At 69.2% G+C, this 23,480-nt stretch carries 19 protein-coding genes and 4 pseudogenes; 2 read left to right on the forward strand and 21 right to left on the reverse strand.

Going from position 1 to position 23,480, the window contains the following annotated elements; genetic code table 11:
- From PGN12_00005 to PGN12_00105, 21 genes and pseudogenes are all read right to left on the reverse strand, one after another.
- Positions 1 to 336: sporulation protein (locus PGN12_00005; GenBank protein ID MEH3102282.1), on the reverse strand; the 336-nt coding region annotated here is incomplete at its 3' end.
- A gap of 249 nt (positions 337 to 585) precedes the next feature.
- A pseudogene (gene ftsZ / locus PGN12_00010) lies at positions 586 to 2,080 on the reverse strand (cell division protein FtsZ).
- 116 nt (positions 2,081 to 2,196) lie between these two features.
- Entirely contained in the window at positions 2,197 to 3,456 is a 1,260-nt protein-coding gene (gene ftsA / locus PGN12_00015) for a cell division protein FtsA (protein MEH3102283.1), read from the reverse strand.
- Between the two features lie 12 nt (positions 3,457 to 3,468).
- On the reverse strand, positions 3,469 to 3,813 hold the full coding sequence (locus PGN12_00020) for a cell division protein FtsQ/DivIB (GenBank protein ID MEH3102284.1): 345 nt from the start codon (positions 3,811 to 3,813) through the stop codon (positions 3,469 to 3,471).
- Between the two features lie 244 nt (positions 3,814 to 4,057).
- Positions 4,058 to 4,168, reverse strand: a pseudogene (locus PGN12_00025) (cell division protein FtsQ).
- Between the two features lie 287 nt (positions 4,169 to 4,455).
- Positions 4,456 to 5,376, reverse strand: coding sequence for a D-alanine--D-alanine ligase (locus PGN12_00030; protein MEH3102285.1), 921 nt, complete (start codon positions 5,374 to 5,376; stop codon positions 4,456 to 4,458).
- A gap of 182 nt (positions 5,377 to 5,558) precedes the next feature.
- Positions 5,559 to 6,446, reverse strand: a pseudogene (murB, locus tag PGN12_00035) (UDP-N-acetylmuramate dehydrogenase).
- Positions 6,443 to 6,643 carry a hypothetical protein gene (locus PGN12_00040; protein MEH3102286.1) on the reverse strand — a complete coding sequence of 67 codons (201 nt, stop codon included), beginning with the start codon at positions 6,641 to 6,643 and terminating at the stop codon, positions 6,443 to 6,445. Before PGN12_00040 ends, murB begins: the two are co-directional and overlap by 4 nt.
- On the reverse strand, positions 6,640 to 8,043 hold the full coding sequence (gene murC / locus PGN12_00045; GenBank protein MEH3102287.1) for a UDP-N-acetylmuramate--L-alanine ligase: 1,404 nt from the start codon (positions 8,041 to 8,043) through the stop codon (positions 6,640 to 6,642). Before murC ends, PGN12_00040 begins: the two co-directional genes overlap by 4 nt.
- Positions 8,040 to 9,200: an undecaprenyldiphospho-muramoylpentapeptide beta-N-acetylglucosaminyltransferase gene (murG, locus tag PGN12_00050; GenBank protein ID MEH3102288.1), complete on the reverse strand. Its 1,161-nt coding sequence runs from the start codon at positions 9,198 to 9,200 to the stop codon at positions 8,040 to 8,042. Before murG ends, murC begins: the two co-directional genes overlap by 4 nt.
- Positions 9,197 to 10,426, reverse strand: a complete 1,230-nt coding sequence (locus tag PGN12_00055) for a putative peptidoglycan glycosyltransferase FtsW (protein ID MEH3102289.1) — start codon at positions 10,424 to 10,426, stop codon at positions 9,197 to 9,199. Before PGN12_00055 ends, murG begins: the two co-directional genes overlap by 4 nt.
- Positions 10,423 to 11,814, reverse strand: a complete 1,392-nt coding sequence (murD, locus tag PGN12_00060; GenBank protein ID MEH3102290.1) for a UDP-N-acetylmuramoyl-L-alanine--D-glutamate ligase — start codon at positions 11,812 to 11,814, stop codon at positions 10,423 to 10,425. The genes PGN12_00055 and murD overlap by 4 nt, the downstream gene beginning before the upstream one ends.
- Positions 11,811 to 12,881 (reverse strand): phospho-N-acetylmuramoyl-pentapeptide-transferase, encoded by a 1,071-nt coding sequence (gene mraY / locus PGN12_00065; GenBank protein ID MEH3102291.1) that lies wholly within the window; start codon positions 12,879 to 12,881, stop codon positions 11,811 to 11,813. Before mraY ends, murD begins: the two co-directional genes overlap by 4 nt.
- Before the next feature lies 1 nt (position 12,882).
- Positions 12,883 to 14,253, reverse strand: a complete 1,371-nt coding sequence (locus PGN12_00070) for a UDP-N-acetylmuramoyl-tripeptide--D-alanyl-D-alanine ligase (protein MEH3102292.1) — start codon at positions 14,251 to 14,253, stop codon at positions 12,883 to 12,885.
- A 133-nt stretch (positions 14,254 to 14,386) separates the two neighbouring features.
- Positions 14,387 to 15,803, reverse strand: a pseudogene (locus PGN12_00075) (UDP-N-acetylmuramoyl-L-alanyl-D-glutamate--2,6-diaminopimelate ligase).
- A gap of 10 nt (positions 15,804 to 15,813) precedes the next feature.
- Positions 15,814 to 17,529: a penicillin-binding protein 2 gene (locus PGN12_00080; protein ID MEH3102293.1), complete on the reverse strand. Its 1,716-nt coding sequence runs from the start codon at positions 17,527 to 17,529 to the stop codon at positions 15,814 to 15,816.
- Positions 17,526 to 18,137: a hypothetical protein gene (locus tag PGN12_00085; protein MEH3102294.1), complete on the reverse strand. Its 612-nt coding sequence runs from the start codon at positions 18,135 to 18,137 to the stop codon at positions 17,526 to 17,528. Before PGN12_00085 ends, PGN12_00080 begins: the two co-directional genes overlap by 4 nt.
- Positions 18,138 to 18,139: 2 nt before the next feature.
- Positions 18,140 to 19,081 (reverse strand): 16S rRNA (cytosine(1402)-N(4))-methyltransferase RsmH, encoded by a 942-nt coding sequence (rsmH, locus tag PGN12_00090; GenBank protein ID MEH3102295.1) that lies wholly within the window; start codon positions 19,079 to 19,081, stop codon positions 18,140 to 18,142.
- Positions 19,078 to 19,581, reverse strand: coding sequence for a division/cell wall cluster transcriptional repressor MraZ (locus PGN12_00095; protein ID MEH3102296.1), 504 nt, complete (start codon positions 19,579 to 19,581; stop codon positions 19,078 to 19,080). Before PGN12_00095 ends, rsmH begins: the two co-directional genes overlap by 4 nt.
- A 434-nt stretch (positions 19,582 to 20,015) precedes the next feature.
- Complete coding sequence (locus PGN12_00100) at positions 20,016 to 20,372, reverse strand: hypothetical protein (protein ID MEH3102297.1); 357 nt, start codon at positions 20,370 to 20,372, stop codon at positions 20,016 to 20,018.
- Between the two features lie 39 nt (positions 20,373 to 20,411).
- On the reverse strand, positions 20,412 to 21,401 hold the full coding sequence (locus PGN12_00105; GenBank protein MEH3102298.1) for a cysteine synthase A: 990 nt from the start codon (positions 21,399 to 21,401) through the stop codon (positions 20,412 to 20,414).
- Positions 21,402 to 21,537: 136 nt separating this feature from the next.
- On the opposite strand from PGN12_00105, the gene PGN12_00110 reads away from it, so the two are divergent.
- The gene (locus PGN12_00110) at positions 21,538 to 22,821 is read left to right on the forward strand and encodes a type VI secretion protein ImpB (GenBank protein MEH3102299.1); all 1,284 of its coding nucleotides are present in this window, start codon (positions 21,538 to 21,540) and stop codon (positions 22,819 to 22,821) included.
- 71 nt (positions 22,822 to 22,892) lie between these two features.
- Positions 22,893 to 23,279, forward strand: a complete 387-nt coding sequence (locus PGN12_00115; protein ID MEH3102300.1) for a hypothetical protein — start codon at positions 22,893 to 22,895, stop codon at positions 23,277 to 23,279.
- Positions 23,280 to 23,480 lie beyond the last annotated feature (201 nt).

Raw genomic sequence — 23,480 nt, forward strand, 5'->3', positions numbered from 1 at the left:
CCGCTCACCGTTGACGAGGATGCGCGCGATGCCCGCCTTGACGCGGCCGTTGTTGGGATCGACCGCCTCGGCGCGCTTGTAGAGTGCGGCGGCGGCGGTCGCATCGCCGAGCGCGAACGACAGGTCGCCCGCCTCGATCAGCGCCGACAGGTCGCGCGGCGCACTGCCGAGCCGACGCACGACATCGGCGAGCCGGTCGGCGTCGGGGTTGGGAGTCGCGACGACCTCCTGCGCGGTTGCGTGCCCCGCGCCGACGATCGTACCCGCGGCAAGCGCCACCGCGAGGCACCCGGCGAGCGGAAAACGTCCCGATCGCGATCGAGCGATATGGGTCATGCGCAAAGCTCCCCGCGCCCACCCGCGACGGAGCAGGACGGATCGGAAAAAGAAGGTGTCGAAATCGCGGCGCCACCGTCGCCCGCATCGATCACCACGGACCCGGTGGCGACGAGGGCAGGCGGACGGAAGGTCATCGCGCCATAGAGCGTGTCGCCACCGGGCCGGCAATGACATGGCCGACCCGGCTGCGACGAAGCGAGCCTGTACGGCGGTGCGCGGTCGGTCCGCGCGCCGCCGCCGCAGCCGTTACTGGTTGTTCTGGCGGTGCAGGAAGCGCGGCAGATCGCCCGGCTCGCGCCCGTCGTCCTCGACCGCGCGGCCACCGGCATTGCGGGTCGCGTTCTGCATCCGCTCGAACAGCGTGCCGCCCAGCTTGACGCGCGGCTGTGCGGGGGCGGGCGTCTCTTCCTCGGCACCCGGCGCGAGGAAGCGGCGCCGCTGCGCGTCACCCGCCGGCGGCGTGGCGGGCCATCAGCGACTCCGCCCCCAGTACCAGTTCGTCCTCGGCCGGGCGCGCCGGCGAGGGATCGACGTTCGCGCCACCGTTGGCCGGCGGCACGCCCTCGGCCATCGCGCCGGCGGCGGCGCCCGCTCGGTTGCTGCGGCGGGACGGCCGGGGTCGGCTCGTAAGCGACCGGCTGCGGCGCGGGGGTCGCGGCCGGCGCGGCGGCGGCTGGCGCCGGGGCGGCATCGGTGCGACGCGGCGCGGAGAAGCTGAACGTGCGCGGCGGCTCGGACGGCGCGCTGGCGGCGGCGGGGGGCCGTCGCCTGACCGACACTCTCTATACCGGTCGCGACCACCGAGACGCGGATCTTGCCTTCCAGCTCCGGGTTGAACGCCGAACCCCAGATGATGTTCGCGTCCGGATCGACCAGCTCGCGGATGTGGTTGGCGGCCTCGTCGACCTCGAGCAGGCGCATGTCGTCGCCGCCGGTGATCGAGACGATCACGCCCTTGGCGCCCTGCATCGACACGCCGTCGAGCAGCGGGTTGGCGATCGCCTTCTGCGCGGCGATCAGCGCACGGTCGTCACCTTCCGCCTCGCCGGTCCCCATCATTGCCTTGCCCATCTCTTGCATCACCGAGCGGACGTCGGCGAAGTCGAGGTTGATGAGGCCGGGCATGACCATTAGGTCGGTGATGCCGCGCACCGCCCTGCTGCAGCACCTCATCGGCCATTTCGAAGGCCTGCTTGAACGTGGTGTTGGCGTTGGCGACCAGGAACAGGTTCTGGTTCGGGATCACGATCAGCGTGTCGACGAACTTCTGCAATTCCTCGATGCCCGCATCGGCCGACTTCGCGCGGCGATTGCCCTCAAAGCTGAACGGCTTGGTCACGACGCCGACCGTCAGGATGCCCATGTCGCGCGCCGTCTTGGCGATCACCGGGGCCGCGCCGGTGCCGGTGCCGCCGCCCATGCCCGCGGCGATGAAGCACATGTGGCTGCCCTCGAGCAGCCGGCCCAGCTCCTCGATCGTCTCCTCGGCCGCGGCGCGCCCGATCTCGGGACGGCTGCCCGCGCCCAGCCCCTGCGTGATCTTCGCGCCGAGCTGGATCTTCTGCTCCGCCTCGGACTGCTTGAGCGCCTGCGCGTCGGTGTTCGCGACGAGGAAGTTCACGCCCTGCACGTCCGCGCGCATCATATTGGCGATCGCGTTGCCGCCGGCGCCACCGACGCCGATCACGGTGATCCGCGGGGTCAGATCGTCGAGATCGGGCGTGATGAATTCGATGCTCATCGCAACATTACTCCGTCCGCCCGCGTCGCTGATTTCATAACGGGCCGTTTACACCGATGTGCAACATGCGGGCGCGCGGTGAAAGAGGAAACACCGCGAAACGCCCTGTTGTCGCGTCAATAATTCGCCTTCGCGGCCTGCACGAGCTTCCAGAAGCCGCGCAACCCCCTCTGACGGTGGACCATTTGCTGCGTCGGCGCGAGGCCGCGCAGGTCGATGGGATCGCTGGCGGCGAAGAACGCCAGCCCGGCCAGCGTCGCGAAACCGGGACCGGAATGCGCCTCCGGCAGCCCGGTCAGCCCGCGCGGGCGGCCGATCCGCACCGACCGCCCCAGCGCCTGCTGCGCATAGTCGGCGATCCCCTTCAACTCGGCGCCGCCACCGGTCAGCACCACCTGCCGCCCAACCGGTCCCTCGAACTTTAATTCCTTGAGCGCCGACTGGATTTCGCCGACCAGATGCTCCAGCCGCAGCCGGATCACCGCGATCAGCGCTGCCTTGGTGATCTGGAGCGCTTCGGAATCCTCTTCCTGCGTGCGCTCGCGAATCGTCACCATCTCGTGATTGTCGCGCGGCGAGGCGTTGGCCGAGCCGTGGAAGCATTTGATCCGCTCGGCCTGCAAGCGCGTGGTGCCGAAGGCGGAAGCGATATCGTCGGTGATGTCGGCCGCGCCGAACGGGATCGACTTGAGCCCGACCAGCATCGATCCCGCGAACAGCGAAACGTTGGTGATCCCCGCGCCGATCTCGACGAGCGCGACGCCCAGATCGCGTTCCTCGCTGGTGAGGCAGGCGAGCCCGGTCGCGACCGGCGCGGCGATGATCGACTTGACCTCCAGATGCGCCGAGCGGACGCACAGGTCGAGGTTGCGCACCGGCGAGCCGTCGGCGGCGATGACGTGGATGTGGACGCCGAGCCGGTCGGCATGGAGCCCGAGCGGCTTCTTCACCCCGGTCAGCCCGTCGAGCGTGTAGAGCGCGGGCTGCGCGTGGAGCACCATCCGCCCCTGCGGATCGATCGACTGCCGCCCTTCGTGGAGCAGCGCGTCGATATCGGCCTGTTCGATGCGCATCCCGCCCAGCTCGGCCTCGATGAACGCCTCGTCGCTGACCAGCCCGCCCGCCGAGAAGCCCGCCCAGACGTTTTCGATGTTGAAGCCGGCGATCCGCTCCGCCTGTTCGACCGCCTCGCGCACCGCGACCTCGGTGGCGCTCATGTCGGCGATATAGCCGCGCTTGACGCCGCGGCTCTCGCGCTGGCCAGTGCCGAGCACGTTGAGTTCGCCGCCATCGCCCTTTTGCGCGATCATCGCCGATACCTTGGACGATCCGATGTCCAGCGCGGTAATCAGGCCGTCGGGTGCCACCTTCGCCATCGCTCTACCCCCTCATGCTTCGCCGGAACGCAGCGCTTCCCCGGCGCGCGCCTCGATCGTTCGGTCGTTGTCGCCGATCACGTTGTTGCCCGTCGCCGCCGCGGCATCGGCAGGCGGGTCGTTGCGGCCGTCGTCCGCGACCTGTTGCTTGTCCTGCCCCGCGCGACGCGCATACATTTTGGCCGGATCGCGCAGGTCGAAGCGCAGCCAACCCTTGCCGAGCAACGGATCCGCGCCATCCATCTGCGCGAACTTGATGAGCGCCTGCGGCGCGCCGTCCTGCGGCAGCGCCAGCGTCTCGCCGGTCGTGAAGGTCAGATCCCAGCGACGGTTGCCGACCCAGGTCGCGGCGCGGATGCGCGGGCGCAGCGCGGGGGGCGGCGGCGAGCAGCGCCTGATAGCCCGGCTCCTGCTGGTTCGCGCCGGGGCCGATCACCAGCGGCAGATCGGGCATGTGCGTCGGCGCGACCGGCGCGAGCAGCCGCCCGGTCGCGTCGATCAGCGTCAATTGCCCCTTGTCCTGCCAGATCGCCGCCGGCTCGCGCTCGGTGATGTGGATCACCAGCCGGTCGGGCAACCGCCGCGCGACATAGGCGTCGGAAATCCAGCCATAGGCAAGCAGCCGGTCGCGGACGCGCTCCAAATCGACGCGCAGCATCGCGCGCGACGACTGATCCTCCAGCGCGACCGCATAGACCGTCTCGCGGTCCATCCGCTTCAGCCCGGTGATGTCGACTTGCTCGACGCGCAGCCCGGCGCGTCCCGCCGCCTCAGCGACGCCAGCGCCGATCGCCTGCGGCACGCCGAGCAGGTTGGCGACGAACAAGGTCGCGACGCCGACCCCGCCCAGCACCGTCCACGTCACCGCCTTGCGCAGCGCGTCCTCGCTGATCGGCATCTTCGCGAGCAGCCGGTCGCCGAGCGACGCCTTGGGCACGCGGCGACGGTTGGGGGTCGGGCGACGCCCCGGCGGTGCCGCGCCGCGCTTGATCGTGCGGCTCATGAACGGAGCGCCTCATCGACGATCGCCTGCACCAGCTCGGGATAGCTCATGCCGGTATGGCGCGCCTGTTCGGGGACGAGGCTGAGCGGGGTCATGCCCGGCTGGGTGTTCACTTCGAGCAGGAACAGCCCGTCAACGCCGCGCTCGTCATCCCAGCGGAAGTCGGAACGGCTGGTGCCGCGACAGCCGAGCACGCGATGTGCCTGCAACGCCAGCGCCATGCACGCCTGCGTGATCTCGTCAGGGATCTCGGCCGGAAAGATATGGTCGGTCATCCCGTCGGTATATTTGGCGTCGTAATCGTACCATCCGGACTTCGGTCGCAATTCGGTGACGCCGAGCGCCCGATCGCCGAGCACAGCGGTGGTCAGCTCGCGCCCGCGTACATAGGGTTCGGCGAGCAGTTCCTCGAATTCCTGCCACGGCCCGGTCGCATCGCGCGCGATCGGGTTGCCGTAATTGCCCGCATCGGTGACGATCGCCACCCCGACCGACGAGCCCTCGTTGACCGGTTTCAGCACATAGGGGCGCGGCAGCGGATCGGCGTCGTGCACGTCGGCGCTTTTCACGATCCGCCCGCCGGGCATCGGGATGCCGGCGGGGACCAGCACCTGCTTGGTCAGCACCTTGTCGATCGCGATCACCGAGGTGGCGAGCCCGGAATGCGTATAGCGCAGGCCCATCAGGTCCATGAGCCCCTGCACGCTCCCGTCCTCGCCCGGCGTGCCGTGGAGCGCGTTGAAGACGAGGTCGGGGTTTGTTTCCGCGAGCCTGGCAGCGACGTCGCGCGCCATGTCGATGCGCGTCACGCGGTGGCCGAGCGACTCGAGCGCGTCGGCGACACCGTTGCCGGATGAGAGCGATACCTCGCGCTCGGCCGACCAGCCGCCCATCAGGACCGCGATGTGGAGGGTCATGCTCCCTCTCCCCGTTGGGGAGCATCGGGTGAACAGCGCGCCTCGCTGTTCAGATCAGGCTGGGAGCCTGATCGACCCGATGCTGGCTGGGGTGAGGGGTCGATGTCTCGCAGAGAGGTCGGGCTCGGTGAGACATGAGCCCCTCTCCCAACCCTCTCCCCGGAGGGGAGAGGGCTAATCGCCTCCACCAAACCCACCCGCTGTATCTCCCATTCCAGTTCCACACCGCTCGCCGCCTTCACGCGCGCCCGGACATCCTCACCCAACGCCTCGATATCCGCACTGCTCGCGCTGCCGAGATTGAGCAGGAAGTTCGTATGCTTCTCGCTGACCTGCGCATCCCCCCGCCGCAACCCGCGACACCCGGCTTCATCGACCAAAGCCCAAGCCTTATGCCCATCGGGATTCTTGAACGTCGACCCGCCGGTTTTCGAGCGCAGTGGCTGCGACGCCTCGCGCGCGGCGGCGATCCGGTCCATCTCGGCCTGGATCGCGGCGGGTTCGCCGGGCTGGCCGCGGAAGGTGGCGGCGATCACCACCGCGCCCTCCGGCAGGTCGGAATGGCGATAGGTATAGCCCAGCGCACCCGCCGCCAGCGTCCGCCGCTCGCCCGAGCGCAGCACCACTTCGGCCTCGACCAGCACGTCGGCGGTTTCGCGCCCATAGGCCCCGCCGTTCATCCGCACGAACCCGCCGACCGTGCCGGGGATCGAGCGCAGGAACTCCAGCCCCGCCACCCCGGCGTCGCGCGCGGTGGAGGATACGAGGATGCCGCTCGCCCCACCGCCGCAGCGCAGCGTCACCGCGTCGAGCGCGGCGGCGGTTGCGAACGGCTTGCCGAGCCGGACCACCACGCCGGGCACCCCGCCATCGCGAACGATCAGGTTCGAGCCGAGCCCGAGCGGCATGACCGGCACCGCCGGATCGAGCGCCGCGAGGAACGCGCACAAATCGTCGGCATCGGCGGGCTCGAACAGCCACTCCGCCGCCCCACCCGCCTTGAACCAGACGAGTGGCGCCAGCGGGGCGTGCGGCGTCAGCCGCCCGCGGACCTCGGGAAGCGCGCTCACCACGGTCCGGCGCGCCACAATTGCGCCCACGCCTGCCACGCCGCCATGTTCGCCTCGCCCGCACGCCGCGTCGCCTCCTGCGCCGCGATCAGCGCCGCACCCGCATCGCTAGCGTGGCGACCGGCCTCCAGCGCGCGGCGCTGGGTGTCGAGAAGCTGCTTCTGCCAGTTGATCGCGGCGTCGAACCAGTTGGTCATGCGCGTTCCCCGATCGCGGCGGCCAGCCCGGCCGCCCATTTGGTGATGTCGCCCGCACCGAGGCAGATCACCTGATCGCCCGCGCGCACCTCGTCCGCCAGCACGTCGGCCAGCGCGGCGGCATCCGCCACCACCGCCGCCTGGCGATGCCCACGCTCCTGCAACCCCGCGACCAGCGCCTCGGCATCGACGCCCGGCACCGGCGCTTCACCAGCGGCATAGACCGGGGTGACATAGACCTGATCGGCGTCGTTGAACGCGCCGCGGAAGTCCTCCATCAGATTGCCGAGCCGCGAGTAGCGATGCGGCTGCACGACCGCGATCACTCGCCCCTGCGCACTCTCGCGCGCGGCGGCGAGCACCGCGCGGATCTCGACCGGGTGGTGGCCGTAATCGTCGATGATCGTTGCGCCGCTTACCTCGCCGACCTTGGTGAAGCGCCGCTTGACGCCCGAGAAGCGCTCAAACCCCTTCTGGATCGTCGCGTCGTCGATCCCCAGCTCCAGCGCGACGCCGATCGCGGCGAGCGCGTTCTGGACGTTGTGCCGCCCCGGCATCGGCAGGTCGATCCCCTCGATCGAGCGCACCGCGCCGTCGCGCGCGCGGACCTGCGCCTCGAAGCGGTTGCCGCCCGGATAGGGCGTGACGTTGACTCCGCGCACGTCCGCCGACGCCGCAAAGCCATAGGTGACGATCCGCCGGTCGCGGACGCGCGGGATCAACGCCTGCACCTCGGGATGGTCGAGGCACAGCAGCGCCGCGCCGTAGAAGGGCACGTTCTCGACGAACTCGACATAGGCGTCTTTGGCGCGGTCGAAGTTGCCATAATGGTCGAGATGCTCGGGATCGATGTTGGTGACGACCGCGATCGTCCCATCGAGCCGCAGGAAGCTGCCGTCGCTCTCGTCGGCCTCGACCACCATCCAGTCGCTCGCGCCCAACCGCGCGTTCGAGCCGTAGCTGTTGATGATCCCGCCGTTGATGACGGTCGGATCGACCCCGCCGGCATCGAACAGCGCCGCGACCATCGAGGTCGTCGTGGTCTTGCCGTGCGTCCCCGCGACCGCGACCGTCGACTTCAGCCGCATCAGCTCGGCGAGCATTTCGGCGCGGCGCACAACCGGGATCCGGTTGCGCAGCGCCGCCTCGACCTCGGGGTTGCCGCGCTTCACCGCGGTCGAGGTCACGACCACCGCGACGCCTTCGACGTTGGCGGCGTCATGCCCGATCGTCACCGCGATGCCGCGCGCGCGCAATCCCTCGATCACATAGCCCTCGGCGACGTCGGAGCCCTGCACCTTGTAGCCGAGATTGTGCATCACCTCGGCGATGCCGGACATGCCGATCCCGCCGATCCCGACGAAATGAATCGTGCCGATGTCGGTCGCGACCCCCTTCATGCGAACGCCTTCCGCGTCTGCGCCTTGCCGACCTTGATACGTGCGCGCGGCGCGTCGAGGCTCTCAACCAGATCGGCGAGATCGGTAACGGCGTTGGGCGCACCGCACGAACGCGCGCGCGTCGCGGCGTTGCCGAGCGCTTCGGGGTCAAGTCCGAGTTTCTGCATCTGCTTGGCGAGTTCCGTCGGCGTGAAGGCGGTCTGCTGAATGGTGCGCGCGCCGCCCGCGGCGGTGATCTCGCGCGCATTTGCGGTCTGGTGGTCGTCGGTCGCCGAGGGCAGCGGCACGAGGATCGCGGGACGCCCGGCGGCGGTCAGCTCGGCGATCGTCGACGCCCCCGCGCGGGCGATGACGAGGTGCGACCAGCCCAATTGCTCGGGCAGATCGGGGAGATAGGTGGCGAGATCGGCGGCGATGTCGAGGCTGGCGTATTTCTCACGCACCGCGTCGATATCCTCGATCCGCGCCTGATGCGTGACCTGCAAGCGGCGGCGGAACGCGACCGGCAACAGCGCCAACCCGTCGGGCACCACCTGGCTCAGCACCGACGCGCCCTGGCTGCCCCCGGTCACCAGCACGCGGAAGATGCCGTCCTCGTCGGGCACCGGATAGGGCTTAGCGCGCAACGCCAGCACGCTCTCGCGCACCGGATTGCCGATCAGATGCGCCTTGGCGCGGTGCCGCGGGGTGAGCCGCTCGGTCTCGGCATAGCTGGTCGCGATCGCATCGACGCGCCCCGCCACCAGCCGGTTGACCCGGCCCAGCACCGCATTCTGCTCATGGACCGCGGTCGGGATCTTCTCCGCGAACGCCGCCGACAGCGCCGGAAAGGCGGGATAGCCGCCGAAGCCGACCACCGCCGCGGGCTTGAAGGTGCGGTACAGGTCGCGCGCGGACTTGCGTCCCTCCACCATCAGCCGGGCCGCCTTCGCCCAGCCGAGCGGCCCGCCCGCGAAGCGCCCGGCGGGGATGACATGCGTCTGCACGCCCTCGAACAGCCCGGGGAAGCGCACCCCGCGCGCATCGCTGACCAAAGCGACGCGGTGCCCGCGCTTCATCAGCTCGGCCGCCAGCGCGGCGGCGGGCACCATATGCCCGCCGGTCCCGCCGGCGGCGAGCACGTAGTGGCGGGGGCGGAAGTCGCGGACCTGCGTCATTCGGCGCTCCAGCGTTGCTGCGCGATATACGGACTGCGCAGCAGGAACGGATTGCGGCGCGTAAAGGCGAGCAATAGCCCCATCCCCATCGACAGCGCGACCATCGACGACCCGCCATAGCTGATGAACGGCAGCGTCATCCCCTTCGACGGCGCCAGCCCGGTGTTGACCGCCATCGAGATCAGCGCTTGCGCGCCGAACTGCACCGCCAGCCCGGAGGCGGCGAGCAGGCGGAACGGGTCCTGTTCGTCGAGCAGCTTGACGAACACCCGCACCACGATCGCGAGGAACGCCAGCCCGACGATCATGCACGCCAGCAAGCCGAACTCCTCGCCGATCACCGAGAAAATATAGTCGGTATGCGCCTCGGGCAGCCCGTATTTGACCGTCCCCGCGCCCGGCCCGGTTCCGAACCAGCCGCCGGAGGTCAGCGTGTTGTGCGCGGCATTGGTCTGGAAGTGATCGGCCGCGCCCTCGCCCTCGACGCCGGGAAACAGGAAGGCGTCGATCCGCTTGCGCGCGGTGCTGTAGAACAGATAGGCCGCGATCAGCGCGACCGGCACCATCGACAGGAAGCCGAAGATCACCCGGGTCGGCGTCCCCGCGATCGTCACCAGCGCCAGCCAGATCACGCAGAACATCACGGTCTGCCCGAAATCGGGCTGCAGCATCAGCAGCATCGCGATCAATCCGGTCAAAGCGGCGGTGATCGCGGTCACCGGCAGCTCGGCATCGCGCGACTTGAACGACAGCAGCCACGCGACCGTCACGACGAAGAACGGTTTGAGAAATTCGGACGGCTGAAACTGCGCGAACCCGAACCCGACCCAGCGCCGCGCGCCGTTGACGCTGACCCCGAGGAACGGCACCAGCACCATCAATGCGACGCACACCGCCGCCCCGATCAGCGACATGCGCCGCGCCATCGTCAGCGGCAACATCGACACGCCGAACAGCACCGGCAGCGACACCGCCACCCACATCACCTGCCGCCAGAAATAATGCAGCGGCGCGAAGTGGAGATGCTCGCCCGAATAGCGCGTCGCGCTGACCGGCGAGCCGGCGGCGACCGCGATCAGCCCGATCGCGATCAGGAACAAGGCGAGCAGCAGCAGCACGCGGTCGATATCCCAGAACCACGTCCCCAGCGGCGACGGATCGCCGCGCCCGCCGCGGTTGCGCAGCGAGACACCGGGACGCGCCGGCTCGGTTCGGGTCGCGCTCATGCCAGCTCCTCCACCGCCGCGCGGAAGGCCGCGCCCCGTTGCTCGAAATCGCGAAACTGATCGAACGAGGCGGCGGCGGGCGACAGCAGCACCACGTCGCCGCGCTCGGCCTCCTGCGCCGCCAGCTTCACCGCGCGCTCCAGCGTCTCAACCTCGGCAACCGGCACCTGCCCGCGCAGCACCGCGGCGAAGCGCGGCCCGCCCTCACCGATCGTATAAGCACGCACGACATTGCCGAGGTGGGGCACGCAGGCATCGAGATCGTCGCCCTTCACCTTGCCGCCGAGAATCCAGTGGATGCGCGGGAAGGCGGCCAGCGCGGGCGCGGCGCTTTCGGGGTTGGTCGCCTTGCTGTCGTTGATCCACGCCACGCCGTTCAGCGTCGCGATCCGCTCCATGCGGTGCGGCAGCCCTGTGAAAGCTTCGAGCGCGCGCTCGATCGTCTCGGCGTCGACGCCCAGCGCCTCGGCGACCGCGACCGCGGCCTTGGCATTCTGTTCGTTGTGCGGGCCTTGCAGCGACGGCCAGCACGCCTGCTCGCCGGGCAGCGGCACGCCGTCGATGAAGCGGACGTTCAGCCCCTCCGGCGCGTTCGCGAGCACGTCATGCTCGGCCTCCGCTTCATAGTCGACGATCGCGAGGTGCGCGGGCGACTGCATCGCGAACAGCCGCGCCTTGCTGGCGGCGTACGCCTCGAAACCATCATAGCGATCGAGATGGTCGGGGGTGACGTTGAGCAGCACCGCGACGTCGCAGTCGAGCGTCTGCGTCAGGTCGATCTGGTAGCTCGACAGTTCGAGCACGTAGACGCCGCCTTCCGGCAGCGGTTCCTGCGCGAGGATCGGCAGGCCGATGTTACCGCCCATCAGCGTTGGGATGCCGGCGGTGTCGAGGATGTGGTGGACCAGCGCCGTCGTGGTCGACTTGCCGTTGGTGCCGGTGATCCCGACGACCTTGTGTGCGGGCAGGTCGGCGCGGGCCTGCGCGAACAGCTCGATGTCGCCGATGATCGGCACGTCCACGGCGCGCGCCGTCGCGGCGAGCGGGTGCGTGTTGAGCGGCACGCCGGGCGAGACGACGAGCGCGTCGACGGTGGCGAGGTCGAGTGTCTCGAGATCAATTACTTCAAGCCCTCTCCCCTCCGGGGAGAGGGTTGGGTGAGGGGCAGGGGTCTCACCGAGACCGTCTTCTCTGCGAGGCACCGACCCCTCACCCCAACCCTCTCCCCGGAGGGGAGAGGGAGTCAGGGCATCACGCTTGGCGACATCGCTATCCCACGCCAACACCGTCGCCCCGCCCGCGAGCAACGTACGAACGGTCGCGGCGCCCGAGCGTGCCAGCCCGAGCACCGCATAATGTTTCCCCGCCCAGGCGCGCGAGACGATCATCGCAGCTTCAACGTCGACAGCCCGGCCAGCGCCAGCACCAGCGAGATGATCCAGAAGCGGATCACCACCGTCGGCTCGCTCCACCCCAGTTGCTCGAAATGATGGTGGATCGGGGCCATGCGGAAGATGCGCTTGCCGGTGCGCTTGTACCAGAACACCTGGATGATGACCGACAGCGCCTCGACCACGAACAGCCCGCCGATGATCCCCAGCACGATCTCGTGATGCGCGACCACCGCGATCGTACCGAGCGCGCCGCCCAGCGCGAGGCTGCCGGTATCGCCCATGAACACCGCCGCCGGAGGGGCATTATACCACAGGAACGCCAGCCCGCCGCCGATCACCGCGCCGCAGAAGATCGCCAACTCGCCCGCGCGCGGCACGTGCGGGATGCCGAGATAGTCGGCGAATTTCACGTTGCCGGCCAGATAGACGATCAACAGGAACGCGACGCTGGCGATGATGACCGGCATCGTCGCCAGCCCGTCCAGCCCGTCGGTCAGGTTCACCGCATTGCCGAACGCGACGATCGTGAACGCGGCGAAGATCGGGTAGAAATAGCCGAGGTCGATGAAGTAGCGGCTGGTGAACGGGAAATAGAGGCCGGAGCCATTTTCCTGCATCACGATCCACGCTGCCACGCCCGCGATCGCGAATTCCAGCAACAGCCGCACGCGGCCGGAGACGCCCGCGGTGCTGGCCTTGCGCACCTTGTCGTAATCGTCGAGGAAACCGATCGCGCCGAAGCCAAGCGTGACGAACAGGCACGCCCAGACGAACGGGTTGCGCAGGTCCATCCAGATCAGCACCGACAGCACGAGGCTGGTGAGGATCATCAGCCCGCCCATCGTCGGGGTGCCGCGCTTGGCGAGATGCGTCTGCGGACCGTCGGCGCGGATCGGCTGCCCCTTGCCTTGCCGGACGCGCAGCCAGCCGATGAAGCGCGGGCCGATGATGAGCCCGATCAGCAGCGCGGTGGCGATTGCCGCACCGGCGCGAAACGTCTGATAGCGGATCAGGTTGAACCCGCCCGCGAAACCGAGTTGTTCGGCGATCCAGTACAGCAACTCAACTCATCCCGTTGGCAAGGCCGCTGACCAGCCGCGACAGGCCGACGCCGTTCGATCCCTTCACGAGCAAGGTGTCGCCCGGGCGGATCAGCGCCCGCACGCGATCGAGCGCCTGGCCGGCATCGGGCACATGGACGAAATCGACCCGTCCCTCAAGCGCCGCGGCCAGCGGGCGCATCGCCTCGCCGACCAGCACGGCCGCTTCGACGCGCGCCGCGACGACGTCGTCGGCGAGCCCGGCGTGGAAATCCGCCGACCCCTCGCCCAGTTCGCGCATTTCGCCGAGCACCGCGACGTGCCGGCCACCGGCCTGCTCGAGCACCGCCAACGTCGCGCGCATCGATGCGGGATTGGCGTTGTAGCTCTCGTCGATCACGGTCGCCTCGCCGTCCCCGACGCGCACCGTCAGCCGCGCGCCGCGCCCCGGCAGCCCACCCAGCTCGCCCAGCGCCAGCCCGGCGAGCGCCAGATCGGCACCCACCGCATCCGCTACAGCCAGCACCGCGAGCGCGTTCGACACCCAATGCCGCCCGGGCTGCGCGATCGTGAAACTCAGCTCGCGCCCACCGACACGCGCGGTGACGAAGGTGCCGCCGCTGCGCACCACCATCGCATCGCTGGCGCAGACATCGGCCTCGCGGTTGAGCCCGAAGGTGACGATCCGCCCGGCATAGGGCTTGGCGGCGTCGATCAATCGCTCGCGATGCGGGCTGTCGAAGGGCACGATCGCGGTCCCGCCGGGCTCCAGTCCGCGGAAAATTTCACCCTTCGCATCCGCGATCGCGCTTTCGTCGGGGAAGAATTCGGTATGCGCGGGCGCGATCGCGGTCACCAGCGCGACATGCGGGCGCACCAGCGTGGTCAGATGCGCCAGCTCGCCGGGATGGTTCATCCCCATCTCCAGCACCGCAAAGTCGGTGTCGGCGGGCATCCGCGCGAGGCTGAGCGGGACACCGGTGTGATTGTTGTAGCTCTTCACCGAGCGATGCGCGCGGACGCCGGGTGCCCGGTCGAGCGTCGCGAACAGCGCTTCCTTGGTCGAGGTCTTGCCGACCGAGCCGGTGACCCCGATCACCTTGCCCGCCACCCGCGCACGCGCGGCCCGGGCGAGATCCTCGAGCGCGGCGAACGTGTCGTCGACGCGCACCGCCGGGTGCGCGGTCGGCTGCGACACGATCGCGCCGCCCGCCCCTTGCGCGAACGTCTGGTCGAGGAAGCGATGGCCGTCAGTCGCCTGTCCGGCCAGCGCGATGAACAGGTCGTGGTCGCCGACCTCACGCGAATCGAACGCGACGCCGTCGACGGTGAAGTCGGCGGTAGCAGTGCCGCCGGTGGCGGCGGCGATCTCGGCGGCGGTCCAGAGCGTCATGCGCGCGGCCTAGCGGAAGCGGCACGAGCAGGAACAGCGGCCACACCACCGTTCGCCCTGAGCTTGTCGAAGGGCGTGTCACGCGCGACACGTGCTTCGACAAGCTCAGCACGAACGGTGGCGTGGGCGGGGCTCATGCCGCCACCTCGCGCGCGACCGTCACGTCGTCGAACGGCAGCACGAGGTCGCCGACGATCTGTCCCTGCTCATGTCCCTTACCCGCGATCAGCACGATATCCCCCGCGCGCGCCTCCGCGACCGCCGCGGCGATCGCGGCGCGGCGGTCGCCGATCTCGCGCGCGCCGCGCGCACCTTCGAGGACCGCGCGGCGGATCGTCGCCGCGTCTTCGGTGCGCGGATTGTCATCGGTGACGATTACCACGTCGGCGCTCGCCACCGCGACCTGCCCCATCGGCACGCGCTTACCCGCGTCGCGGTCGCCGCCCGCGCCGAACACGAGGATCAGCCGCCCCTCGACATGCGGGCGCAGCGCTGCGCACGCCGCCTCGATCGCGTCCGGAGTGTGCGCATAATCGACATAGACCGGCACCCCGCCCGCGGTGATCGCGGCGCGCTCCAGCCGCCCGCGCACCGGCTGCAACCGCGCCAGCCCGGCGAGCGTCTGCGCGACATCGCCCCCGGTCGCAATCACCAGCCCCGCGGCGACCAGCGCGTTGGCGGCCTGATACCCGCCGATCAGCGGCAACGTGACACGGTGGTCAACGCCGTCCGCCCGGATTGTCAATCCCTGCCCCAGCAAGGTCGGATCGCGCGCGATCAGCCGCAGGTCGTCGCCATGTTCGCCGACCGTGAAGACGCGGTTGCCGCGCTCGCGCGCGATATCGATCACACGTTCGGAGTTCGGATCGTCGACCCACACCACCGCAGTGCCGCCATCGGCCAGCACCTGCGCGAACAGCCGCAGCTTGGCGGTGAAATAGGCCGCCATATCGCCGTGATAGTCGAGATGGTCGCGGCTGAGATTGGTGAACGCCGCCGCACGCACCGGCAGTCCTTCGGTGCGATACTGGCTGAGCCCGTGGCTCGACGCCTCGAACGCCACATGCGTCACGCCTTCGCGCGCCAGCCCGGCGACGTTCGACAGGAAGGTGACGACATCGGGCGTGGTCAGCCCGGTCACGACGCGCTCGTCGGCGGTGGCGACGCCCAGCGTACCGATCGACGCGGCATGATGCCCCGCCATCCGCCACAATTGCCGCGTCATCTCGACCGTCGAGGTCTTGCCGTTGGTGCCGGTGACCGCCACCGCCGTCTCCGGGAACGGCGCGAAGAACCGTGCCGCCAGCCGCGCGAAGGTCTCGCGCGGATTATAGTCGCGGATGTGGAGCGCCCCTTCGACGCGCACGCCGGGCCGCGCGACGACCGCGACCGCGCCGGCCTCGATCGCGGCCGGGATGAAGTCCTCGCCGTTCACACCGCGCACCTTCGAACGCGCCGAAGATCGTCCCCGGCGCGACCTTGCGGTGATCGATCGCGAATCCCGTGATCGCCTGCTCGCCGCCGTGCTCGACCAGTTGCGACAGCTTCATGCCACGCCCCTCACTGCCCGCCGCTCTTCGGCGCGCGATCGGGATCCTCCCACAAGGTCGGCACGATGTCCGACACGTCGATGTCGTGATGATCGTCGGGGGTGACGCCCAGGATCGCGCCGACGCGCGAGATCGTGCGCCCGACCACCGGCGCGACGTTCCACGCGGCGGTCTTCCACCCAAAGGTTTCCTTCGTACCGAGCGGCGAGTCGAGCATCGCGACCACCACATAGCGCGGCGCGTCCATCGGGAAAGCCGCCGCGAAGGTCGCGACGTTGCGCGACCGGTCGTAGCCGCCCGCGACCGCCGCCTCGGCGGTGCCGGTCTTGCCGCCGACCCGGTAGCCCGGCGCATCGCCCTTGCGCCCGGTGCCGCGCAGCACGATCAGCCGCAGCATCTGGCGCATCCGCGCGCTGGTCGCCTCGCTGATGACGCGCCGGCCCGCGACCTCATGCCCCGGCTGCACCTTGAGCAAGGTCGCCGGACGCCACGTTCCGCCATTGACCAGCGCGGCATAGGCGTTGGCCAAGTGCAGCGGCGTCACCGCGATGCCGTGCCCGTACGCGGTGGTCATCGTCGTGGTGCGCGCCCAGAAGGTCGGCCACAACGGCCGGCCCTTCTCGCGGATCTCGATATCGGGGCGGGTGTCGAAGCCGAGCTTGCGGAACATCTTCTGCATCCGCTCCGGCCCGACCTCGTCGGCGACGCGCGCGGTGGCGACGTTCGAGGAATAGATCAGCGTTTCCGCCATGTTGAGCCAGCGTTTCGGATCGCCGCGCTCGTCGTGGATCGTGAAGCGCCCGACCTGCAACGGATGCGTCGCGTCGAAGCGCCGCTCCATCGAGGTGACGACACCATTGTCGATCGCCGCCGCCATCGTGATCGGCTTGAAGGTCGAACCCAGTTCGAACACGCTCTGCGTGGTGATGTTGCGAAGCTGCTCGGTGCCCGACATGCCGACGCGGTTCGGGTTGAAGGTCGGCAGCGACACCATCGCCACCACCTCGCCGGTATGCGCATCGAGCACGATCCCGCCGCCGCCGCGCGCGGAGAACGTCGTCATCGCGCGACCCAGCTCGCTTTCCATCGCCGCCTGGACGCGCGTGTCGATCGACAGCGTCACCGGCTGGTTGATCGTCGCGGGATTGGTCAGCCGTTCGTCGAGCGCGCGCTCGATCCCGCTCATCCCGTGCCCGCCGCTGATGAAGCCCAGCACATGCGCGCCGAGCGTCGATTGCGGATACAGCCGCTGCGTCTCGCGCTCGAAGACGATGCCGGGCTCGCCGATCGCATTGACCGCCTCGACCAGCGCCGGGCTGGCGCGGCGGTTGAGATAGGTGAAGCTGACCGGGCGCGTGATCTGCGCATAGAACCACGCCTGATCGCCGCGATCGGGCATCAGGTCGGCGAGCTTCTGCGCGATCTGCGACGGATCGCCGAGCAGCTTCTTGGGGTGGACGCCGATCGTCCAGGCGTCGATCGTGCGCGCGAGCGGCGCGCCGTTGCGATCGACGATATCGCCGCGCGGCGCGGCCAGCACCGGCGCGGTGCCGCGCTCGCCACCCTCGGTCAGCCCGAGCATCGCCAGCCGCCCGATCACGATCAGCACCGCCGCCGCGAACAGCAGCATCAGCATCATCAGGCGAAGATGTTGCGTCGCCAGCAATTGCTGGCGCTGGTCGCCCGAGCGGCCGGCACGAAGGGGTCGGGCGACCAGCGTGGTCACCGCAGGCGGCTCCGTTCGGCACGCGCGCCGCTCAGCAGGTCGCCCAGCGTATTGTCGCTGAGCAGCCCGCGATCGAGCATCGCGACCTTGGCGACCTTCACCGGCGCGGCGGCGGCACGCACCGCGACCTTGGTGACCGTGATCGGCGCGCTGGCAGCCGCGACCTGCACCGCAGCGACCTTCACGACAGCGGGCGCGGCGGTGGCGGTGCTGGCGGTGGCGACCGCAGGCGTGATGGCGGCGACCGGCGCGGCGGGGACGATCAGCTGCGCGGTCTGTACCTGCACGTCACGCCCCGGCACCGGCAGCCCCTGCACCGGCGACAATGCCGCCAGCGCACGCTCGTCCGCGACGAATTGCTGCGCCGTCGGCACGGTCAGCGCCAGCGTGTTGCCGTTCCAGCGCTCGAGTTGCGCGAGGTTGGCGCGCACGTCGAACTCGGTTTCCAGCGCGCGGATGTCGCGCTCGGCGGACGCGATGCGACGGTCGACCTGCTCGACCCGCTTGCGCTCCGCCGCGACCTGCGACGAGACGAGGTAGAAGCCGATTGCCACGATCGCGCAGCCGGTCAGCCACCCGAAGCCCCTCAACCGATATATCGCCGCCATCGTTACGCCTCCAAACGCCAAGGGGCCGCCCCGGTACGCCGGGCGGTGCGAAGTGTGGCGGAGCGGGCGCGCGGGTTCGCGGCCAGTTCCGCTTCGCCCGCGCGGATCGCACGGGCGGTGATTTCGAAAGTCGGTGCGCGCGTCGGCGCACTGACCGGCATGTGCCGCGAGCCGGCGGGTGCGGCACCCGACCGGTCGCGCAGGAAACGCTTGACGATGCGATCCTCCAGCGAGTGGAAGGTCACGATCGCCAGCCGCCCCCCGGGCTTGAGCACGCGCTCGGCGGCTTCCAGCCCTTGCGTCAGCTCGTCCAGCTCGCCGTTGATATGGATGCGCACCGCCTGAAAGGCGCGGGTCGCAGGGTCCTTCTTGTCGTGCGGGCGATGGCCGAGCGCCTTACGGACCACGTTGGCGAACTGCGCGGTCGTGGTGAGCGGGCGCGCCGCCACCACCGCGCGCGCGATCCGCCGCGACTTGGGCTCCTCGCCATAGCGATAGAGCACGTCGGCGATCGCCTCTTCCTCGGCCTCGTTGAGGAAGTCGGCGGCGGACATACCTTCCTGGCTCATCCGCATGTCGAGCGGCCCGTCCGACTGGAACGAGAAGCCGCGCTGCGCCTGATCGAGCTGCATCGACGACACGCCGATATCCATCGTCACGCCATCCACCGGCACCGCATCGCGCGCCGCCAGTTCCGATTCGAGCGCCGAGAAGGTGGCCGGCACGAGCGTCAGCGCCGCCTCTTCCTCCAGCGCGCGGCCGTTGGCGATCGCATCCGGATCGCGATCGAACGCGATCACCGCCGCGCCGGTCGCGAGGATCGCGCGGGTGTAGCCGCCGGCACCGAAGGTCGCGTCGACATGGCACTCGCCGGGGGCAGGGGCGAGCGCGGCGACGACGTCGTCGAGCAGCACGGGGATGTGCGGGGCGGCGGTGCTGCTCATGACAGGGAGATCCCCTTGTCCTCGCAGGTGAACTCGACATACTCCTTGAGGAACGGGTCGATGCCCGGCGTCTCGATCAGGACGTTGGGTGCCCAGATCGTGATCCAGTTGAACGCGCCGAGGAACACCGCTGCGCCCTGGATGCGGGCGTAACGGCGCTCGAACGTCGGCATGATGAAGCGGCCTGAGCCGTCGAAGGGCAGCGGCTCGGCGCCACCGGCGCGGTCGAGGATATTGTAATCGGTGCGCCCGCTCGTCGCGAACTGCGCGGCGTCGAGCGCCTCCAGCTTCGCCTTCCAGAACGGCACGAAGCCGGGATCATAGGCGATCAGGCAGCGATGTTCAGGGTGCGGCGCGATGATGACGGTGCCGCCGTCCTTGCCGTCCTCGCGCGGGGCATTCTTGGCGAGCGTCGCGCGCAGGGTGTTCGGAATCGCGACCCGGCCCTTGTCATCGACAAGACCAAGCCCCTTTCCCTGATAATCCACCCTGTCGACCACGCCCACCTCGCACCCGGAGCGCACAACCATCCTGCCCGGCGCACAGCCCTCGCCGCGCGCCGACGTTGCCGTCAGCAAACAACAGTGGTTCTGCCCCCAATGTCGTCGGGGATAGGTAACAGGGTTGATCGGGGAAGAGAAGGGATATTCGGGGAAATCCGGGGATCGTTCGCGGACCTCTTAGAATTTGGCGCAAATCCAAGGCGGAGCGTGCGCGGGCCACTCCGAAACCGGCTTCGCGCGGGCGCCGTGAGGCATCGCAAACCCGGGATTTTCCGCATTCCGGCGCGCCGTCCCCGAATTTCCCCGACGACGATTCCGTCCCTCGACGGGCAAGCGACGGCCGAAGCGGAGGATGGAATGAGGGGGTCGCCCGCGATTCGGGGCGCGACACGACACGATGCCGGCCGCGGGCGCAGGCCGCGGCACCGTCGTCACAACATGCCGTTGGTCGAGGACGCGTCGGCAGCGGGTTGCGATGGCGCGGGCGATTCGACGGCCGACGGGGTCGGCGCGGCGCCGGGGGTCACGCCCATTTCGGCGAGCGGCTCGTTGGTCGGCGCGGCGGTGGGGGCAGAGGCCGGCGCGCTCATGTTCGCGACCAGTTCCGGTTGCGATGCACCGGTCGCGCTGACCGGTTGTTGCTGGTTCACCGAAGAAAAGATCGCGCTCGCCAGCCCGATCAGCAGCACGACCGCAGCGAGGCCGATCATCCCGACACGCACGCGCTGCCGGGTCTGTTCTGCCTGCTGCCGTTCGACGGCGGCCTTGTCTTTCGGAGGAGACTTCATCGGTCGCGCATTTCTAACTGATCGTCGCGCGATTGTCGATCAATTCGTTAACGCAGCGCCGCGCACCAATCCCTTCGATGCCAGCCAGGCGGGATCGTAGAGCGTCGACAGGTAGCGGAACCCGGTGTCGCACAGGATCGTCGCGATCCGCTTGCCAGGCCCCAGGTGCCGCGCGAGCCGCACCGCGCCTGCGACGTTGATCCCCGACGACAGCCCGAGGCACAGCCCTTCCTCGCGCAGCAGCCGGTCGGTCCAGTCCAGCCCTTCCTGATCGGGGATGCGGAATTGCGCGTCGACGGGGGCGCCCTCCAGATTGGCGGTGATCCGCCCCTGCCCGATTCCTTCGGCGACCGACGAGCCTTCGGCGCGCAGCTCGCCGCACGCATAATATTCGTAGAGCGCCGCGCCGTGCGGATCGCTGAGCGCGATACAGACATCGGGATCATGCGCCTTCAATCCCAGTCCGACCCCCGCGAAGGTGCCGCCCGTACCCACCGCGCAGGTGAAGCCGTCGATCCGCCCGTCCATCTGCGTCCAGATCTCCTCGGCGGTGCCGACGATATGCGCGCGGCGGTTGGCGATGTTGTCGAACTGATTCGCCCAGATCGCGCCCGGCGTCTCTTCCGCGATCCGCCGCGATGTGTGCACGAAATGCGCCGACGACGCATAAGGCGCGGCCGGCACCGTCACCAGCTCCGCCCCGAGCGCGCGCAACGTGTCCATTTTCTCCTTGGACTGCGTATCGGGCATCACGATGATCGTGCGATATCCCTTCGCATTGGCGACCAGCGCCAGCCCGATGCCGGTATTTCCCGCGGTGCCCTCGACGATCGTGCCACCGGGGGCGAGCACGCCGCGTTCCTCGGCGTCGGCGACGATGAACAGGGCGGCCCGATCCTTCACGCTCGCGCCCGGATTGGCGAACTCGCACTTGCCGAAAATGTCGCAGCCGGTCGCCTCGCTCGGCCCCTTCAATCGCACGAGCGGAGTGTTGCCGATCAGGGCCAGCGTATCGGTGGTGGTATGCATGGTCGCGTCAATGCGGGCGCGCCCGCCGATGCGCAAGCGATTGAAACTTTCCGCCCCCCTCTCCCGCCTTCATCGCGCTCGCCAATCGCGCGACGATCTGCCATGTTCCCGTTATGTTTCAGCGATTGAGTCGCCCATGCACGACCTGCCACCCCGTCCGCTGCGCTGGCTGTTCCTCGACCTGAACAGCTATTTCGCGAGCGTCGAGCAGCAATTGCAGCCCAGCCTGCGCGGGCGGCCGATCATCGTCGCGCCGGTCGGCACCGACACGACGGTCGCGATCGCGGCGTCGATCGAGGCCAAACGCTTCGGCATCACGACCGGCACGCCGGTGTGGGAGGCGAAGCAACGGTGCCGCGAGCTGGTCGTCACCCCCGCACGGCACGAACGCTATGTCGAATTCCACCACGCGATCGTCGCCGAGATCGAACGGCACATCCCGGTCACCAAGGTCTGTTCGATCGACGAGGTCGCCTGTCGCCTGCTCGACAACGAGAATGACCGCGCGCACGCCGAGGCGCTGGCGGTGCGGATCAAGCGTGGTATCCGCGAGAAGGTCGGTGCGTGCCTGACCTCCTCGGTCGGGATCGCGCCCAACCGGCTGCTCGCCAAGCTCGCCTCCGACCTGCAGAAGCCCGATGGGCTGGTGGTCTTCGAGGCCGCCGATCTGCCGCAGGCGCTCTACCGGCTGTCGCTGCGCGATATCAGCGGGATCGGCGCGAAGATGGAGCGGCGGCTGGCGCGCGACGGCGTCAACGATATCCAGCAGTTGCTCGCACGTCGCCCGCGCGATGCCGGCCATGCGTGGGGCGGCACCAACGGCGACCGGCTCTGGTATCTGCTCCACGGCGTCGATCTCGCGGAGAAGGCGACGCAGAGCCGCACGATCGGGCACAGTCACGTCCTGTCACCCGGCAAGCGCGGCTATGGCGCGGTGCGGCTGACCGCACGGCGGCTGGCGCTGAAGGCGGCGAGCCGGCTGCGTCGCAAGGCGTATCGTGCGCGATTGCTGGTGCTGCACGCCCGGTTCGAGGACGACAAGAGCATGTGGCGCACCTCTGCGAAGCTGCCTGCGACGCAGGACAGTTTCGCGATGCTCGCGGCGCTCGACACGCTGCTGCCGCGGCTGCGCGCGCAGGAGATGGTGCATCGCAGCGGCTGTCGGATGATCGGCGTCACGCTCGCCGAAATCGAACCGGTCGTCGGCGAGCAGCACTCGCTGTTCGCGCATCTGCCCGCCGACGATCCGCTGGCGCGCGAAACCCGCGGGCTGGCGCTCAGTCGCGCGATGGACCGCATCAACGAGCGGTTCGGCCGCCATGCCGTATCGGTCGGCGCGATGCACGGGGGCCGCCTCGATCGGGTCGGAACGAAGATCGCATTCGGACGCATTCCGGACATGGATGAATTCCACGAATGACCCGGACTCTGATGCACCGCAACAATCCGTGACTTGACGGAGTAAAGTTCATGGGCGAAGCGGCGCATATTATGCAGAAGCTCCTCCCCCTCTCGCTAGCCGCCGCTTTGCTGGCGCTGTCGGCCTGCAACTCCGAACCGTCCTCGCCGCAGGTGCTGGACAGCAACCCCGATCCGATGGCCTCGGCGCTCGCCAATGCCGCGCCGGTCGAGCTGCCGCCCGCGATCAAGGCCGACAAGACCATGCGCTGCAAGGATCAGAGCCTGGCCTATGTCACCTTCTTCGATGGCGACAAGCAGGCGGTGGTCCGCACCGAAAAGGGCGGCGCCGCGACGACGCTGAAGGCCGAGAAGACCGGCGATCCGCTGACCGCCGAGGGCGGCTGGAAGATGACCGGCACCACCAGCGAGATCAAGCTGACCCGTCCGGGCAAGCCCGAACTGGTCTGCCACTCGTAACGTTCTGATCGGGCAGGCCACGATCGGCCTGCCGTTTTTTGTCGTCCCGGACTTGATCCGGGATGACGGGCGTCAGCGGATCGGCCTCGCGTTTGCGGTCGCAGGTCGGCCGTGTGACAGTCCTTCGCCACGTGACCCGCGATGGCGGTTGCCTCCCAATCTACATCATCTTCCTTGCCCTGCGTCCGGCCGGACCGTAGC

Source organism: Sphingomonas phyllosphaerae (genome assembly GCA_036946405.1).
GTDB lineage: Bacteria > Pseudomonadota > Alphaproteobacteria > Sphingomonadales > Sphingomonadaceae > Sphingomonas > Sphingomonas phyllosphaerae_D.